This window comes from Nocardia sp. NPDC057353 (genome assembly GCF_042667085.1).
Lineage (GTDB): Bacteria > Actinomycetota > Actinomycetes > Mycobacteriales > Mycobacteriaceae > Nocardia.
This window is the reverse complement of record NZ_JBHVAK010000011.1, coordinates 65,926-82,256: the sequence shown is the minus strand read 5'-3', so window position 1 is coordinate 82,256 and position 16,331 is coordinate 65,926. Positions and strand designations below refer to the sequence as shown.

Here is a 16,331-nt window from a genome sequence, read left to right as displayed (position 1 = left end):
AGGCACGGGGCGGGGGCGGAGGGAAGCCGGGTCGGCGAAGTCCGGAACCGCGCCCGCGCGCCGCACCGGGACGGCAGGCACCACCTGCGGAATCCCCTCGCGCGCGGTCGGTTCCGGCCGCCGCAGGGCAGCCCCCGACCCGGGGAGCCGCGAATATCGGAGCGATACGCACCGCGGCGGCGATGTGATGCCTGTCATTCCGAGGCAAGCACCCCGAAGGGACGGAAGCGAAGCGGTCAACTGCCCTTGACCGGGGGGAACCGGGCGGAGCGCGGTGCCCCCTGTAGGACTCGAACCTACGACCTAGTGATTAAAAGTCACCAGCTCTACCAACTGAGCTAAAGGGGCTCGGCTGGACACAGTACCCGACCCGCCCGCGGCGGCACGAGCAGGAATCACGGGCCGCCCCGCCCCCTTTGCCTTATCTCGCCAGAAGCTCGCGCACCCCGCCGGGCGGCCGCGGCGCGAATAGAAGCTACCGGCGAGTAGCAAGATCGCCCGGCCGCCGCGGCGCCGGATCGCGCCGATGCCAGGCGGATTCCCCCACCTGACGGGGGTGCGCCCGCGGGCGAGAGCCGGTGAGAGCGAAACCGCTCCGCTGTAACCCGGGCCACGGCGGGCTAACGGGGAAGACCGCCGGACGATAGTCCACGGAACGGTCCGGAGCCCTAGAATCGCGGTGGCCGCCCCCTCGTCAGGGGCGGCGGCCAGAGCGGCCGGACGGTAGCAGACAGCGGCCCCGATGCGTTTCGCATCACACCTACGGTGCCGTAAGGTATGGCCGCATCGGCATCGGTCTACCGTGGAAAACGACCCGACGACCGCACGCACCGACTGAGAAGGGCACAAGACACTATGGCAAGGGATCTGACTCAACTCGAGCTTCTGACAGAGTTGGAGCCGGTTGCCGAGGAGAACGTCAACCGGCACATCTCCATGGCCAAGGAATGGCACCCCCACGACTACGTGCCGTGGGACGAGGGCCGGAACTTCGCCGCGATGGGCGGTGTGGACTGGGATCCGGAGCAGTCCCAGCTGAGCGAGGTCGCCAAGGCGGCCATGATCACCAACCTGCTGACCGAGGACAACCTCCCCTCGTACCACCGGGAGATCGCCGAGAACTTCTCGCAGGACGGCGCGTGGGGCACCTGGGTCGGGCGCTGGACCGCCGAGGAGAATCGGCACGGCATCGTGATGCGGGACTACCTGGTGGTCACCCGCGGTGTCGACCCGGTCGCGCTCGAAGAGGCGCGGATGATCCACATGACCAACGGCTTCGCCTCCCCCACCGAGGCCGACGCGGGCTTTCTGCACTCGGTCGCCTACGTGACCTTCCAGGAGCTGGCCACCCGGGTGAGCCACCGCAACACCGGCAAGGTCTGTGACGACCCGATCGCCGACCGCATGCTGCAGCGCGTCGCCGCCGACGAGAACCTGCACATGATCTTCTACCGCAACCTCTGCGGCGCGGCGCTCGACCTCTCGCCGGACCAGGCGCTGGACGCGATCACCCTGATCCTGGAGAACTTCCAGATGCCGGGCGCGGGCATGCCCAACTTCCGCCGCAACGGCGTGCTGATGGCCAAGCACGGCATCTACGACCTGCGCCAGCACCTCGAAGAGGTGGTCAACCCGGTGCTGAAGAAGTGGCGGATCTTCGAGCGCGACGACTTCACCGCGCGCGGCGAGGAGACCCGCGAGCGGCTCGGGACCTTCCTGGAGCGGCTGAGCGGGGACGTGCTCAAGTTCGAGGAGCAGCGCGACCGCATGCTCGCCCGCGAGGCCAAGAAGCGCGAGCTGGCCACCACCGGCAGCTGACGACGCGGGGCCCGGCCCCGGCCGGGCCGCCGCGCGGCGGTGCCACACTGGTAACCGTGACGACGATGGAAGCCGCGACCGCGGCAGCAACGGGCAACGCGCTGCGGATCGGCCCCTACCCGGTCGACCCGCCGGTGGTGCTCGCCCCGATGGCGGGCATCACCAACCTGGCGTTCCGCAAGCTCTGCCGCGAGTTCGGCAGCGCGACCTCGCTCTACGTCTGCGAGATGATCACCGCGCGGGCCGTGGTGGAGCGCAACGAGAAGACGCTGCACATGATGGCGTTCGACGCCGACGAGCACCCGCGCTCCATGCAGCTCTACGGGGTGGACCCGAAGACGCTGGCCGAGGCGGTGCGGATCGTGGCGGGCGAGGGCTGGGCCGACCACATCGACATGAACCTCGGCTGCCCGGTGCCCAAGGTCACCCGGCTCGGCGGCGGCGCGGCGCTGCCCTACAAGCGCTCGCTCTACGCCGAGATCGTGCGGGCCATGGTGCGCGCCGCCGAGCCGTACGGCGTTCCGGTGACCATGAAGTTCCGGATCGGCATCGACGACGAGCACCACACCTACCTGGACGCGGGGCGGATCGCCGAGGCCGAGGGCGCCATGGCGGTCGCGCTGCACGCGCGCACCGCGGCGCAGCGCTACTCCGGGCAGGCGGACTGGTCGGCCATCGCGCGGCTCAAGGCGCACGTGACCACCATCCCGGTCCTCGGCAACGGCGATATCTTCTCCGCCGCCGACGCGGTGCGGATGATGGCCGAGACCGGGTGCGACGGGGTCGTGGTCGGCCGCGGCTGCCTCGGCAGGCCGTGGCTCTTCGCCGAGCTGGCCGCCGCGCTGCGCGGCGAGCCCATGCCGGAGCCGCCGAACCTGGGCCGGGTCGGGGAGGTGCTGTACCGGCACGGCGCGCTGCTCACCGACCACGACGGCGAGGACAAGGCCATGCGCGACCTGCGCAAGCACATGGCCTGGTACCTGATGGGGTTCCCGGTCGGCTCGGAGCTGCGGCGCGCCTTCGCCACCGTCTCCCGGCTGACCGAGCTCGCCGAGCTGGTCGAGCAGCTGGATCACGACGCGCCCTTTCCCCGGGATGCGGAGGGGCCGCGCGGGCGGCAGGGTTCACCGGGGAAGGTGGCGCTGCCGCACGGCTGGCTGGACGACCCCGACGACCCGGCGGTTCCGCACGCCGCGGACGTCATGCACAGTGGCGGTTGATGGTTCCGTGCGGCAGAAGTGGCCTGCCGTGGCGTAATCGTTATCATTGCGGCAACCGTCACGCCGGTCGACACGGCCTGATGCGGCAGCAGGGATTGGGAAAAGCGAGGTTCTGTAGGTGGCTGACGATCGGCAGGGGCGTTCGCCACGTCCGGGGGGCCGCCCCCCGTGGGATCGGTACCCGGCGGGCAGCGATCCCGAGGCGGACGGCGCGCACTCCTCCCGTCGCTCCAGGCACACCGATGACGCGGAGGACGCCGCGGCCACGCCGCTGACCGTCCAGGACCTGGTGCAGAAGGTCGACAGCGAGCGGGTCGGGCGCAGGCGCAGGCCGGAGCCGCAGGGTGAGCAGCGCAGGCAGGGCGCGCAGCGCCGGGAGGCGGCGCCGCGGCCGCGCGGTGCCTCCCCGGTGGCGGGTGACATCGCCGGTAGCGCACCGGCCCCCGGCCGCCCCACCGACCCCGGGCGGCTCGCCCCCGGCCGGGACGAAGCCGCCCGCGCTCCCGGGCGGGAGGACAGTGCCCGGTCCGGTGGACGCCCGCCGGTCGGGCGGGAGCAGCCGCCGCAGGCAGCCGGACGTGCGGCGGCGAGTCGCCAGGCACCCGGCCCCGGTGAGCCGGCGCGACCCCGCCCGGACCCCCCCGCCGAATCGACCCGGGTGCACCGGCAGGCACCGGCCGCCGACGCCCGCCCGGCCCGGCCGCGGCCGGAGAAGGGTCGCAAGCCGCCGGTGCAGCCGCGCGGCCCGGTCGCCGCGGACTCCCCCGAGGACGTCACCGAGGAGATCGACCCGGTCGAGCCCGCCCCGGAGCCGCGCGCCGAGGCGAAGCGCCCGAGGAAGGGCCGCGGCGCGGAGAAGCCGCGCTCGGTCGGCCCGCGGAAGGCGGGCGCCACCGCGGCCAAGACCAAGCGGACCCGGCTCGCGCTGCGCTCGTCGGTGGCCGCGGTCGCGGTGCTCGCGCTGCTCACCACCGGCGGCGGCTGGAGCTACCTGCGCGCGACCGACAGCGGCTTCACCCAGGTGAACGCCCTGGACGAGAACCCGGAGGACGTGCTCGACTCGAACCTGCAGCTCGGCGACGAGAACTTCCTGATCGTCGGCACCGACACCAGGGCCGGGGTGAACGGCGACATCGGCGCGGGCACGCTGCTCGACGCCGAGGGCGCCCGCGCCGACACCGTCATGCTGGTCAACATCCCCAAGAACCGCTCCCGCGTCGTCGTCGTCTCCTTCCCGCGCGACCTGGACGTCACCCGCCCGCAGTGCCAGGGCTGGGACAACGACAACGGCACCTACACCCAGGACACGTTCCCCTCCGCCATGGGCGACAAGCTGAACGCCGTCTACGCCCTCGGCGGCCCGCGCTGCCTGGTGAACGTGGTCCGCAAGATGAGCGGGCTCAGCATCAACCGCTTCATCGGCGTCGACTTCGCCGGCTTCGAGGCCATGGTCGACCAGGTCGGCGGCGTCGAGGTGTGCAGCACCAAGCCGATCATCGACGGCACCCTCGGCACGATCCTGGAGACCTCGGGCAAGCAGGTCGTGAGCGGCCAGACCGCGCTGAACTACGTCCGGGCCAGGCACGTGTACGGCGAGGAGCGCAGCGACTACGACCGGATCAACCGGCAGCAGAAGTTCCTCGCCTCGCTGCTGCGCGGCGCGCTCTCCAGCCAGGTGCTGCTCGACCCCGGCCGGATGAACGGCTTCGTCTCCGCCTTCACCAGCCACACCTTCGTCGACAATGTCCGCAGCCAGGACCTGCTCATGCTCGGCCGCTCGCTGCAGAAGATGAGCGCGGGCGCCGTCACCTTCCTGACCATCCCGACCGCGGGCACCACCTCCTACGGCAACGAGATCCCGCGCGACACCGACATCAAGGCGCTCTTCCGCGCGATCATCGACGACCAGCCGCTGCCCGGCGAGCAGAAGGCGCCGGAGATCACCACCGAGGCCGAGCCGCCGCCCGCCGAGGAGCCGACGAGCAAGCTCAATGCCGTCGACCCGAGCATCGTCTCCATCCAGGTGTCGAACGCCTCGGGGATGGAGGGCTCCGCCCAGCGCACCGCGACGAAACTGAGCAACCAGGGCTTCGGCATCTACACCACCTCGAACTACTCGGGCGGGACCTCGCCGAGCACGAAGGTCAGGTACGCCGCCGGGCACGAGGCGGAGGCCGCGACGGTCGCCAGCGCGGTCCCCGGCGCCAGCCTGGAGCGCGCCGACGAGCTCGGCAGCATCGTGGAGCTGGTGCTCGGCGAGAGCTTCGCGGGGACCGTCGTTCCGCCGACCGCGGTCGGGTCGACGCTGCCGAGCGTGCCGCTCGGCAGCCCGGCCAGCGCGGCGCCGATCGCGCTCCCCTCCGACCTGGAGCACATGAACGCGGCCGACGACACCTGCGAGTAGCGATTGCCCGGAGTGTGCTCGACCGGGTGCGGCACCCGCCATTCACCCGTCGTTGGTGACGCGGCAAGTCGCGGACACTAGTGTCACTGCGCATGCGTGTCATCTACAACGAGCAAATGGCCGATCTCGCCGACCTCCTCGGCGAGATGGCCGGGCTCGCGGGCACCGCCATGGAGCGGGCCACCCAGTCGCTGCTGCAGGCCGACCTCGGGCTGGCCGAGCAGGTGCTCTCCCAGGACGACCGGATCTCGGAGATGATCGCCGACGCCGAGGAGCGCGCCTTCGCGCTGCTGGCGCTGCAGGCCCCGGTCGCGGGTGACCTGCGCCAGGTGGTGAGCGCCATCCAGATCGTGAACGACGTGAACCGGATGGGCGCGCTCGCCCAGCACGTCGCCAAGGTGACCAGGCGCAGGCACCCCGCGCACGCGCTGCCCGAGGCGGTGAACGGCTACTTCGCCGAGATGGGCCGGATCGCGGTGAGCATGGGCGCCAGCGCCAAGGAGGTGCTCGCCACCCGCGACCCCGAGCGCGCGCTCGAACTCAACGAGGAGGACGAGGCGATGGACGACCTCCACCGCCACCTCTTCACCCTGCTCATGGACCGGGACTGGAAGCACGGCGTCGCCGCCGCCGTCGACGTCACCCTGCTCGGCCGCTACTACGAGCGCTTCGCCGACCACGCCGTCGAGATCGGCCGCCGCGTCGTCTTCCTGGTCACCGGCGAGCTCCCCGCGGACACCGACGAGAGCTGAGCCACCCGGGGGGATCATGGCCGCCGCACATCGCGCGGGCGCGGGTGAGCCCGTGCTGCTGCTGCACGGCTTCACCCTGTCGCACCGGGTCTGGCACCGCGTCGTCGACGACCTGGCACGCGACTACGACGTCATGGCGCTCACCATGCCCGGCCACCGGGGCGGCCGCCGCCTGCCGCTGCGCGAGCTCGGGGTGCGCGGCATCGCCGACGGCATCGAGCGCGACCTCGACGCCGCGGGCTGGGACACCTGCCACATCGTCGGCAACTCGCTGGGCGGCCAGGTCGGCTTCGAGCTGGAGCGGCGCGGCCGCGCGCGCTCCCTCGCCGCGCTCAACCCCGCCGGGGGCTGGCGGCGGTTCTCCCGGACCGAGTTCCGGCTCGGGCTCGGCTTCACCGCGCAGTACCCGCTGGCCGCGCTGGCCCGGGTCTTCGGCGACCGCGTCGCCACCAGCGCGCGCTTCCAGCGCCCGATCCTCCGGAACTGCAGCAGGGATCTCGCCGCGGTCGACCCCGCCGACGCGGCCGACGTGCTGCGCGCGGTCGCGGGCTGCTCGGTCTACCTGCCGATCCAGTTGGCCTTCCTGCGGGACGGGCCGCTCACCGACCTCGACCGGGTCACCGCGCCGACCACCCTGCTGCTCTCGGAGTTCGACACCTTCCTGACCAGGGACGAGTGCATGCGCAGGTTGCTCGACGAGCTGCCGGGGCACGTGCGGGAACGGGTGCTGCCCGGGGTCGGGCACATTCCGATGCTGGAGAATCCCGGGCTCGTCGCCGACGCCGTGCGCGACCACCTCGAACACGCGAAAGGCCCGCGTCGAGGTGGCGCGGGCCTTCGCGGGGGACCGGATCAGCCGAAGCGGCCGGAGATGTAGTCCTCGGTCGCGCGCTTGGACGGGTTCGAGAAGATCTTCTCGGTGTCGTCGATCTCGATCAGCTTGCCCGGCTTGCCCTGGGCCTCCAGGTTGAAGAAGCCGGTCTGGTCGCTGACCCGGGCGGCCTGCTGCATGTTGTGCGTGACGATCACGATGGTGAACTCCTTCTTGAGCTCCGTGATCAGGTCCTCGATCGCCAGCGTGGAGATCGGGTCGAGCGCCGAGCAGGGCTCGTCCATGAGCAGCACGTCGGGCGAGACCGCGATGGCGCGGGCGATGCAGAGCCGCTGCTGCTGACCGCCGGAGAGCCCGCCGCCCGGCTTGTCCAGCCGGTCCTTGACCTCGTTCCAGAGGTTGGCGCCGCGCAGCGACTGCTCGGCCACCTCGTCCAGCTCCTTCTTGCTGCGCACGCCCTGTAGCTTCAGCCCGGCCACCACGTTGTCCCGGATGGACATGGTGGGGAACGGGTTGGGCCGCTGGAACACCATGCCGATGGTGCGGCGCACCCCGACCGGGTCCACCTGCGAGCCGTAGATGTCCTCGCCGTCGAGCAGCACGGCGCCCTGGACGCTGGCGTTCGGGGTGACCTCGTGCATGCGGTTCAGCGAGCGCAGCACGGTCGACTTGCCGCAGCCGGAGGGGCCGATGAAGGCGGTGACGCTGCGCGGGAGCACCGTGAGCGCGACATCGGCGACGGCGTGGAACTTGCCGTAGAAGATGTTCAGGTCTTTGACGTCGATACGCTTGGCCATTGTTTCGTTCCGCCTCTATCGGTTCCGCGTGAGCATCTTGTTCACGACCGCCGCCGCCGCGTAGAGCAGCGCGATCAGCAGGATCAGCGTCAGGGCCGCGCCCCACACCCGGAGCCTGCCCGCGGGCTCGGGGTTCGCCAGCTCCTGGTAGATGAGCAGGGGGAGGGAGGCCATGTTGCCGTCGAACACGTCGGTGTTGATCGACTTGCTGTAGCCGACCAGCACCAGCACCGGCGCGGTCTCACCCATGACGCGGGCGAGCGCCAGCAGCATGCCGCTGATCATGCCGGGCAGGGCGGTGGGGATGACGATCCGAACGATCGTCTTCCACTTCGGGATGCCGAGCGCGTAGGAGGCCTCGCGCAGCTCGTCCGGGACCAGCTTGAGCATCTCCTCGGTGCTGCGCACCACCACCGGCAGCATCAGCAGCACCAGGGCGAGCGAGACCGCGAAGGCGCTCTGCGGGAAGCCGAAGGTGGCGATCCACAGCGCGAAGATGAAGAGCGCGGCGACGATCGAGGGCACGCCGGCCAGGATGTCGACCATGAAGGTGGTGGTCCGAGCGAGCCAGCCGCGGCCGTACTCGACCAGGAACACCGCGGCCATGATGCCGAGCGGCACCGCGATCACCGCGGCCATCAGCGTCTGCACGATGGTGCCGTAGATGGCGTGGTAGACGCCGCCGCGGCTCTGGTCGGGGAGCACGCCCTTCTGCGAGTTCAGCCACCACTGGGAGCTGAGCACCGCCTCGATGCCGCTGGTGATGACCAGGCCGAGCACCCAGATCAGCGGGATGAGCGCGATGACGAAGCAGAGCGCGAAGACCCCGGTGGCGACGTGGTTCTTGACCCGCCGTCCGGTGCTGATCGCCCGGAAGGTTGGCGCCTTGATCGGCTTGTCGAGCGTGGTGGTCATCAGCCGTTCACCCTTCCGCCGGACGCGAACCGCGCCAGCGCGTTGACGACGAAGGTCAGCGCGAACAGCACGAAACCGGCCGCGATGTAGGCGCCGGTCGGCAGCGGCGCGCTGAACTCCGATGCCGCCGAGGCGATCTTGGAGGCGAAGGTGTAGCCGCCGTCGAAGAGCGACCAGTTGCCCGCCTGCGACGCGGTGCGCAGCACGACGAGGACCGCGATGGTCTCACCGAGCGCGCGGCCGAGGCCGAGCATGGAGCCCGCGATCACACCGGAGCGGCCGTAGGGAAGCACCGTCATCCGGACGACCTCCCACTTGGTGGCGCCGAGCGCCTGGGCCGCCTCGATGTGCGCCCGCGGGGTGAGGTTGAAGACCTCGCGGGCGACCGAGGTGATGATCGGCAGGATCATCACCGCGAGCACGACGCCCGCGGTGAAGATGGTGCCGCCGCCCGCCAGCGAGACATTGCCGTCCGAGAAGAGGAAGAACCACCCGAGCTTCTCGTTCAGGAAGGTCTGCACCGGCTCGATCTGCGGGGCGAGCACCAGGAAGCCCCAGAGGCCGAAGACGATGGACGGCACCGCCGCGAGCAGGTCGACCAGCGTCGCGAACGGGCGGGCGACCTGCTTCGGCGCGTACTGGGTGAGGAACAGCGCGATGCCGATACCGATCGGCACCGCGATCACCAGCGCGAAGATCGAGCTCAGCACGGTGACCATGAACAGGTCGCGAATGCCGAAGCGCAGGTCGTCGGCGTTCGAGGTGTTGAACTCGGTGCTGGTGAAGAAGTTGACGTTGTTGGCCATGACCGATGGCACCGCGCGGATCAGGAGGAACAACGCGATCAGCGCGATGGCGGCCACGATGGTCGCACCGGCCGCCGTCGCCAGCGAGCGGAACAGGACCTCGATCCGCCTGCTCGACGCGTTCTTCGTCCGGCCCGAGCCGGGCTCGCTGCTCGGCGACTTAGACATGGACGATGATTCTCCGCCCGCGGTCGGGCTCGTCGCGGTCGACGAGCCCTCGGCGGACACCTCAGGGTGCACGGTCATGGCCTACTCGATCAGGAAATCGCGTTGATGGCGGTGGTCAGGCGGGTCTTGAACTGCTCGGGGATCGGCACGTAGCCGCTCTCGTCCAGTCCGTTCTGCCCGTTGTTGATCGCCGAGGTCAGGAACGCCTTGACCGCGGTGGCGGTGTCGGCATCGGTGTACTTCGAGCAGACGATCTCGTAGGTGGGCAGGATGATCGGGTACGCGCCCGCCGTGGTCGGCTTGTAGAACGAGGAGACGTCGAGCACCAGGTCGTTGCCCTGGCCCTTGATCTTCACGCTGTCGATCGCCTTGCCCGCGGACTCGCTGGTCAGCTCGACCGGCTCCGGCCCGGCGGAGGTGACGATCTGCGCGATGGAGAGGTTCTGCGCCTTGGCGAAGGACCACTCGTTGTAGGTGATGGCGTTCTTGGTGTTCTTCACCGCGGCGGTGACGCCCTCGTTGCCCTTGGCGCCCTCGCCGACGCCGCCGTTGAAGGCCTTGCCCGCGCCCTTGCCCCACGCGCCGTTCGCGGCGGCGTCCAGGTAGAGCTGGAAGTTGTCGGTGGTGCCGGACTCGTCCGAGCGGAAGATGACCGCGATCGGAGCGGCGGGCAGCGTGGCGCCCGGGTTCAGCGCCTTGATCTCCGGGGCGTCCCAGGTCTTGATGGTGCCGTTGAAGATCTTGGCGGCGGTGGCGCCGTCCAGCGCGAGGTCGGTCACGCCGTCGATGTTGTAGCTCACGGCGATCGGGCCGAAGACGGTGGGCAGGTTCCACGCCGGGGCACCGCCGCAGCGCTCGGCGGCCTTGGCCACCTCGCCCTTGCTCTCGCTCAGCGGGGAGTCGGAGCCGCCGAAATCGGTCTGGCCGCCGATGAACTCGTTCACGCCCGCGCCGGAGCCGCTCGAGGTGTAGTTCAGGGTCGCGCCGTCGCAGTTGGCCTCGTAGGCGGCGACGAAGCGGTCCATCGCGTTCTTCTGCGCCGAGGAGCCGCTGGCCTTGAGGGCCTCCTTGCCACCGCAGGCGACGTCGACCGTCGAGCCGGTGTTCTCGGACGTGGTGTTTTCATCGCTACCACAGGCGGAAAGGACCATGGCACCTGCGGCCAGCACACCGACAAGGGCGCTGCTGCGCTTCAACTTCACAATTCCTCCGGAAATCGCGTGCGACACGCCCGGTCCCTCACCGGCCGAGCGGGTGTTGTGATGCGGGGCGTTCGCGGGGAACTTGCGCACCAGGGCAGCCACTGAGCGGCCCGTACACAACGTAAGGTCACCCGGTTGACAGTTGGACCAGGCTGAGTGAACGGCAAGTGAACACAACGGCGCGCCGACGGGGCGTGCCCGTACGATTTGCCGTCCGTTTACTGAGGCGTCTCCGAGGTGGCCGTCAAGCGACGGGGGCGGCGTACGCGACGTCGATGTGCGCGGGCGCGAAGCCGAGCCGGGTGTAGGTGCGCACGGCGGCGGTGTTGTCCGCCTCGGTGTAGAGCAGCACCTCGCCGAGGCCGCGCGCGCGGAGGTGGTGCAGCCCGGCGAGGGTGAGCAGCCTGCCAAGGCCCCTGCCCTGCGCGGCGGGGTCGATGCCGACCACGTACACCTCACCGACCGGCGGCTGTTCGTCGGTGTGCACCTTGGTCCAGTGGAATCCGAGCAGCCGCTCCGGATCGGCGGCGTCGGTGGCGACGAAGAGCCCGGCGGGGTCGAACCACTCGGCCGCGCGCCTGGTCGCGATATCGCGCTCGGTCCAGCCGCCCTGCTCGGGATGCCAGTCGAACGCGGCGTTGTTCACCCGGAGCAGCTCCGCGTCGTCGTCCGGCCCGCGGTAGGTGCGCAGCACGATACCGTCCGGGACGGCCAGCTCCGGTAGCTCCGGCGTAGCCAGCGGACGCCGCATCTGCCACAGTTCGCGCGCGGTGCGCAGCCCGAGCCGCCCGGCCACCGCCTTGGCGGCGGGCAGGTCGCCGTGCGCCCAGACCCGCGCGCCCGGCCCGCCCTCGGCCAGCACCTGCGTGACCAGGGCGGCGCCGATGCCGCGGCCGCGCGCGGACGGCGCGACCGCGACCTCGGCCATGGCCGGGTGATCGCCGTGTGCCGGAACGAGATTCGCGTACCCGACGGGTTCGTCGCCGTGCCGTGAGACGAGGTGCCGCGCGCCCGCGTCGGAGTCGGCGAGCGAGAGCACGGCCGCCTCGGAGACCGGCGCTACGCCGTCCGCCTCGCCTGCCGCGGCGAGCAGCGCGCGCACGGCCGCGGCGGTGCCGCCGTCCAGCCGGTCGGTCCAGCTCGCGGCGGTCACTGCGGGGTGCCGTTGTTGACCGGGGCGAGCGAGCCGTCCTCGGCCTGCTCGCCGTCCTCACCGGGGAAGGCGGGCTCGCCCTTGGCCGTGGTGCGGGCCGGGCGGACCGCCTTGTACCCGACATTGCGCACCGTGCCGATCAGCGACTCGTACTCGCTGCCCAGCTTGGCGCGGAGCCGCCGGACGTGCACGTCGACCGTGCGGGTGCCGCCGAAGAAGTCGTACCCCCAGACCTCCTGCAGCAGCTGCGCCCTGGTGAAGACCCGCCCCGCGTGCTGGGCGAGGTACTTGAGCAGCTCGAACTCCTTGTAGGTGAGGTCGAGCGGGCGGCCGCGCAGCCGCGCGGTGTAGGTGCCCTCGTCGATCACCAGCTCGCCGAGGGTGATCTTGCCGGTGTTCTCCGGGCTCGCGGCGCCGCCGTTGCGGCCGACCAGCAGCCGGAGTCTGGCGTCCAGCTCGGCGGGGCCGGTGCCGGGCAGCAGGATGTCGTCCAGGCCCCAGTCGGCGTTCACCGCGACCAGCCCGCCCTCGGTGAGCACGGCGACGACCGGCACCGACGACCCGGTGCTGCCGAGCAGTCTGCACAGCCCGCGCGCGGCGGCCAGGTCGGTGCGCGCGTCCACCAGCGCGACGTCCGCGGTTCCGGCCTCGAGCAGCGAGGAGACCTCGGTCGGTGCGGGGCGCACGTGGTGTGCCAGCAGCGCGAGCGAGGGCAGCACCGACTCGGGGTTGGGGTCGGAGGTCAGCAGGAGCAGCTCCACAAGCCCTCCTCCATCTCGTGGCGGCGGGCGCACCGGCCGCTTCGCCGGGCCCACGTCGCATCATCACAGGTGATTCCGGGAGAAAGATTAGCGCGTCGGTCCCGATAGTCCGGGTTCACCGGGTGCGGAGCGGCCAGGACCGGCCCACACGGCGGTGCCCGCCGGGTTGCCGGGACTAGGGTCGAGCCATGCGCAAGCTGATCATCGGGCTGCTGGTACTCGCGGGCCTGGTGGTGATCACCGACTTCGGGGTCGCCGCCTATACCGAGTACCGGGTGTCGCGCACCCTGCGCGAGGGCGCCGACCTGAGCGCCGACCCCGAGGTCACCATCCACGGCTTCCCGTTCTTCGCCCAAGCGCTGAGCGGGCGGTTCGAGACGGTGGACATCAGGGCCAGCGCCAAGCGGCCGGACCTGCCCGGCGAGATCGCGCTGGAGGCCACGCTGACCGGCGTGCACCTGGCCATCGGCGACCTGCGCGACGGCCGGGTGCGCAATATCCCGGTCGAGCGGGTGGCGACCAGGATGCGGATCGAGCCCACCGAGCTGGGCAGGCTCTTCGGCATACCGGACCTGCAGGTGCACTCCAGGCCCGCGGACAAGTCGGACGGCTCCGGCGGCTCCGGGGGCTCCGGGATGACTACCGCGGGCGCGCTGGTGCTCACCGGGACGCTGCCCGAGCAGCCGGGCGGGGCGGGCGCCGCGTTCGGCGACGGCGACGCCGAGAAGGTCAGCGTCATGGCCGATCTGCTGCTCGACGGCGACCAGGTGCGGATCGTGGCGACCGGCATGTACCGCGGCACCCTCTCCGACGCCACCCCGACCGCGGTGGTCCCCGAGGCGGAACGTCCGGCGGTGCTCGAGCGCTTCACCCGTACCATCGACACGAAGGAGCTGCCCTTCGGCGTGCGGCCCACCGAGGTGTTCGCGCTGGGCGGGCAGATCGTGGTGGAGGGCCGCGGCGAGAACGTGACGATCGATCTGGATCGGCTCGGCATCGGGCGCCGCTGACCGGCTCCCGCCACCCGTTCGTCCCCGGAGAAAGCCGTCATGATCGAGATCGTCGTCCTGGTTGTGGTCCTGCTCGCCGCCGCCGCGGTCGGGCTGGTGCTGCGGGCCCGCGAGGGCAGGGTGCGCGGCTCCGCCCCCAAGGCCGCGACCGGCCCCGGCTCCGCGACCGACAAGCGCACCGAACTGCTCGCCGAGGTCGGCGTGACCGGCGCGGGCCCCGCGGTGCTGCACTTCTCCGCCGAGTGGTGCGGGCCGTGCGCGGCGGTCCGCCGGGTGGTGGCGGGCGTCACCGAGGACCTGGCCGCGACGCCGCAGGCCCCGCAGGACATCGAGGTCGACATCGACGCCGAGCCCGCGCTGGCCCGCGAGCTGAACGTGCTCTCGCTGCCGACCACCTTCGTCTTCGACGCCGAGGGCAGGGAGCGGTTCCGCATCTCCGGCGTCCCCAAGGCCGACGCGCTGCGCTCCGCCCTGGTTCCGCTCACCGTATGAACTAACTCTGACCTGGGAGAAGATCCCGATATCCAGGGTCTCCCGACGAATCCCCGCGCCCAGCGGGTAAACTGTTCGTCGTGCAATCCGACCACGAGCTGATGCTCACCCGACGCCGCACGGTCGATCTGTGTCGGCTCGGGGGTTGTTGCTGCCTGTGCCGCTGAGCGGTCGGCTCCCTCAGAGTTCTTGACGCCGACCTGCGTTCACCGCGCGAGAGATCACTCGATCCCCCGGTGAACGGGCCCGATCCCAACCCGATCCGCCACAGCAACGCGCAGGAGATTCCCTTGGTTTCCGAAGCCACTCCCACCCGCACGTCCTCGGAGGTCGTCGACGTCCGCGGCCCCCGCTTCGCGGCCTGGCTCACCAGCGCCGTGCTGGTGCTGGTCCTCGTGCTGGCGACCTTCTCGCCGCTCGCGGCGGCGGTGCTGCTCGCGGCGCAGGCCGTCGTCTTCGCGGTGGGCGCCGCGGTCGGCCCGAAGGACAGCCCGTACGGCCGGGTCTTCCGCGCCGCGGTGGCGCCGCGGGTCGGCCCGCCCACCGAGACCGAACCGGCGGCGCCGCTGCGGTTCGCCCAATTGCTCGGCCTGGTCTTCAGTGCCGTCGGCCTGCTCGGCTTCCTCGCGGGCTCGCCCCCGGTCGGTGTGATCTTCACCGGCTTCGCCCTGTTCGCCGCGTTCCTGAACGCCGCGTTCGGGATCTGCCTCGGCTGCCGGATCTACCCGCTGGTGGCCCGGTTCCGCCGGTCCCCGGCACCGAACTGACCCCTGCACGTCTCGTTGAAAGGAAAGTGCACATGGCTCGCTCCGATGTCCTGGTCTCCGTGGACTGGGCCGAAGAGAACCTCAACGCCCCCGGCGTCGTCTTCGTCGAGGTCGACGAGGACACCTCCGCCTACGACGGCGGCCACATCGAGGGCGCTGTCCGGCTGGACTGGAAGACGGATCTGCAAGATCCGGTCCGGCGCGACTTCGTGAACCAGGAGCAGTTCTCCGATCTGCTCTCGGCGCGCGGCATCTCGAACGACGACGAGGTCGTGCTCTACGGCGGCAACAACAACTGGTTCGCGGCCTACGCCTACTGGTACTTCAAGCTGTACGGCCACAACAACGTCAAGCTGATCGACGGCGGCCGCAAGAAGTGGGAGCTGGACGGCCGTCCGCTCTCCACCGCCGCGGTGAGCCGCCCGGCCACCCAGTACAAGGCCGCCGCGCCGGACCTGTCGATCCGCGCCTTCCGCGACGAGGTCATCGCCGCCATCGGCACGAAGAACCTGGTCGACGTGCGCTCCCCCGACGAGTTCTCCGGCAAGATCCTGGCGCCCGCGCACCTCCCGCAGGAGCAGAGCCAGCGCCCCGGCCACATCCCCGGCGCCATCAACGTGCCGTGGAGCAAGGCGGCCAACGAGGACGGCACCTTCAAATCCGACGCCGAGCTCGCCGAGCTCTACAAGGAGGCGGGCCTGGACGGCGAGAAGGAGACCATCGCCTACTGCCGGATCGGTGAGCGCTCCTCGCACACCTGGTTCGTGCTGCAGGAGCTGCTCGGCCACCAGAACGTCAAGAACTACGACGGCAGCTGGACCGAGTACGGCTCGCTCATCGGTGCCCCCATCGAGCTGGGAGCGTGACGACCATGTGCTCAGCACCCACCCAGGGACAGGACATCCCCGCAGGCGTCGACGTGGAGAAGGAGACGGTCATCACCGGCCGCGTGCTCGCCACCGACGGCCAGCCGGTCGGCGGCGCCTTCGTGCGGCTGCTCGACGGCAACGGTGACTTCACCGCCGAGGTCGTAGCCTCCGGCACCGGCGACTTCCGCTTCTTCGCGGCGCCGGGCAGCTGGACGCTGCGCGCGCTCTCCTCGTCGGGCAATGGCTCGGCCGAGATCGCGCCGGAGGGCGCCGGGATCCACAACGTGGACGTGACCGTCGCCAAGTGACGCGTGCCGGACGGCCCCGCGGTTCCTCAGGAGCCGCGGGGCCGTCCGCATGTCAGG

At 71.0% G+C, this 16,331-nt stretch carries 17 protein-coding genes and 1 tRNA gene; 11 read left to right on the top strand and 7 right to left on the bottom strand.

Features of this window, described 5'->3' with window-relative positions:
- Positions 1-275: 275 nt before the first annotated feature.
- Positions 276-348: transfer RNA gene (locus ACFUUZ_RS08210), tRNA-Lys, on the bottom strand.
- A 507-nt stretch (positions 349-855) separates the two neighbouring features.
- Between ACFUUZ_RS08210 and ACFUUZ_RS08205 the strand changes: the two genes are divergently transcribed.
- From ACFUUZ_RS08205 to ACFUUZ_RS08185, 5 genes are all read left to right on the top strand, one after another.
- Entirely contained in the window at positions 856-1,818 is a 963-nt protein-coding gene (locus ACFUUZ_RS08205) for an acyl-ACP desaturase (protein ID WP_378693812.1), read from the top strand.
- 65 nt (positions 1,819-1,883) lie between these two features.
- Positions 1,884-3,038 (top strand): tRNA dihydrouridine synthase DusB, encoded by a 1,155-nt coding sequence (dusB, locus tag ACFUUZ_RS08200; protein ID WP_378693930.1) that lies wholly within the window; start codon positions 1,884-1,886, stop codon positions 3,036-3,038.
- Between the two features lie 118 nt (positions 3,039-3,156).
- The gene (locus ACFUUZ_RS08195) at positions 3,157-5,442 is read left to right on the top strand and encodes an LCP family protein (RefSeq protein ID WP_378693811.1); all 2,286 of its coding nucleotides are present in this window, start codon (positions 3,157-3,159) and stop codon (positions 5,440-5,442) included.
- 92 nt (positions 5,443-5,534) lie between these two features.
- A complete protein-coding gene (gene phoU / locus ACFUUZ_RS08190) occupies positions 5,535-6,194 on the top strand; it encodes a phosphate signaling complex protein PhoU (RefSeq protein ID WP_378693810.1) in 660 nt (219 codons plus the stop codon).
- Between the two features lie 16 nt (positions 6,195-6,210).
- Positions 6,211-7,071: an alpha/beta fold hydrolase gene (locus ACFUUZ_RS08185; protein WP_378693808.1), complete on the top strand. Its 861-nt coding sequence runs from the start codon at positions 6,211-6,213 to the stop codon at positions 7,069-7,071.
- On the opposite strand, the gene pstB is transcribed toward ACFUUZ_RS08185, so the two are convergent.
- Genes pstB through pstC form a run of 3 tightly spaced genes read right to left on the bottom strand, consistent with a single transcriptional unit; the run spans position 7,047 to position 9,640 of the window.
- Positions 7,047-7,823, bottom strand: coding sequence for a phosphate ABC transporter ATP-binding protein PstB (gene pstB, locus ACFUUZ_RS08180; RefSeq protein WP_378693806.1), 777 nt, complete (start codon positions 7,821-7,823; stop codon positions 7,047-7,049). The two genes, ACFUUZ_RS08185 and pstB, sit on opposite strands and share 25 nt — an antisense overlap.
- 15 nt (positions 7,824-7,838) lie before the next feature.
- Positions 7,839-8,738 (bottom strand): phosphate ABC transporter permease PstA, encoded by a 900-nt coding sequence (gene pstA / locus ACFUUZ_RS08175; protein ID WP_378693804.1) that lies wholly within the window; start codon positions 8,736-8,738, stop codon positions 7,839-7,841.
- Entirely contained in the window at positions 8,738-9,640 is a 903-nt protein-coding gene (pstC, locus tag ACFUUZ_RS08170; protein ID WP_378693928.1) for a phosphate ABC transporter permease subunit PstC, read from the bottom strand. Before pstC ends, pstA begins: the two co-directional genes overlap by 1 nt.
- Here pstC and ACFUUZ_RS08165 point away from each other — a divergent pair.
- On the top strand, positions 9,543-9,818 hold the full coding sequence (locus ACFUUZ_RS08165; protein ID WP_378693938.1) for a hypothetical protein: 276 nt from the start codon (positions 9,543-9,545) through the stop codon (positions 9,816-9,818). The genes pstC and ACFUUZ_RS08165 overlap by 98 nt on opposite strands.
- Here ACFUUZ_RS08165 and pstS read toward each other — a convergent pair.
- From pstS to ACFUUZ_RS08150, 3 genes are all read right to left on the bottom strand, one after another.
- A complete protein-coding gene (gene pstS, locus ACFUUZ_RS08160) occupies positions 9,802-10,914 on the bottom strand; it encodes a phosphate ABC transporter substrate-binding protein PstS (protein ID WP_378693802.1) in 1,113 nt (370 codons plus the stop codon). The two genes, ACFUUZ_RS08165 and pstS, sit on opposite strands and share 17 nt — an antisense overlap.
- 244 nt (positions 10,915-11,158) lie before the next feature.
- On the bottom strand, positions 11,159-12,067 hold the full coding sequence (gene mshD / locus ACFUUZ_RS08155) for a mycothiol synthase (protein WP_378693800.1): 909 nt from the start codon (positions 12,065-12,067) through the stop codon (positions 11,159-11,161).
- A complete protein-coding gene (locus ACFUUZ_RS08150; protein ID WP_378693799.1) occupies positions 12,064-12,828 on the bottom strand; it encodes a winged-helix domain-containing protein in 765 nt (254 codons plus the stop codon). Before ACFUUZ_RS08150 ends, mshD begins: the two co-directional genes overlap by 4 nt.
- Positions 12,829-13,016: 188 nt before the next feature.
- Between ACFUUZ_RS08150 and ACFUUZ_RS08145 the strand changes: the two genes are divergently transcribed.
- From ACFUUZ_RS08145 to ACFUUZ_RS08125, 5 genes are all read left to right on the top strand, one after another.
- Complete coding sequence (locus ACFUUZ_RS08145) at positions 13,017-13,838, top strand: LmeA family phospholipid-binding protein (protein ID WP_378693797.1); 822 nt, start codon at positions 13,017-13,019, stop codon at positions 13,836-13,838.
- A 39-nt stretch (positions 13,839-13,877) separates the two neighbouring features.
- The gene (locus ACFUUZ_RS08140; protein ID WP_378693795.1) at positions 13,878-14,330 is read left to right on the top strand and encodes a thioredoxin family protein; all 453 of its coding nucleotides are present in this window, start codon (positions 13,878-13,880) and stop codon (positions 14,328-14,330) included.
- Between the two features lie 290 nt (positions 14,331-14,620).
- Positions 14,621-15,097 carry a DUF4395 domain-containing protein gene (locus tag ACFUUZ_RS08135; RefSeq protein WP_378693793.1) on the top strand — a complete coding sequence of 159 codons (477 nt, stop codon included), beginning with the start codon at positions 14,621-14,623 and terminating at the stop codon, positions 15,095-15,097.
- Positions 15,098-15,129: 32 nt separating this feature from the next.
- Positions 15,130-15,963, top strand: a complete 834-nt coding sequence (locus ACFUUZ_RS08130) for a sulfurtransferase (RefSeq protein WP_378693791.1) — start codon at positions 15,130-15,132, stop codon at positions 15,961-15,963.
- A 5-nt stretch (positions 15,964-15,968) separates the two neighbouring features.
- The gene (locus ACFUUZ_RS08125) at positions 15,969-16,274 is read left to right on the top strand and encodes a DUF1416 domain-containing protein (protein ID WP_378693789.1); all 306 of its coding nucleotides are present in this window, start codon (positions 15,969-15,971) and stop codon (positions 16,272-16,274) included.
- Positions 16,275-16,331 lie beyond the last annotated feature (57 nt).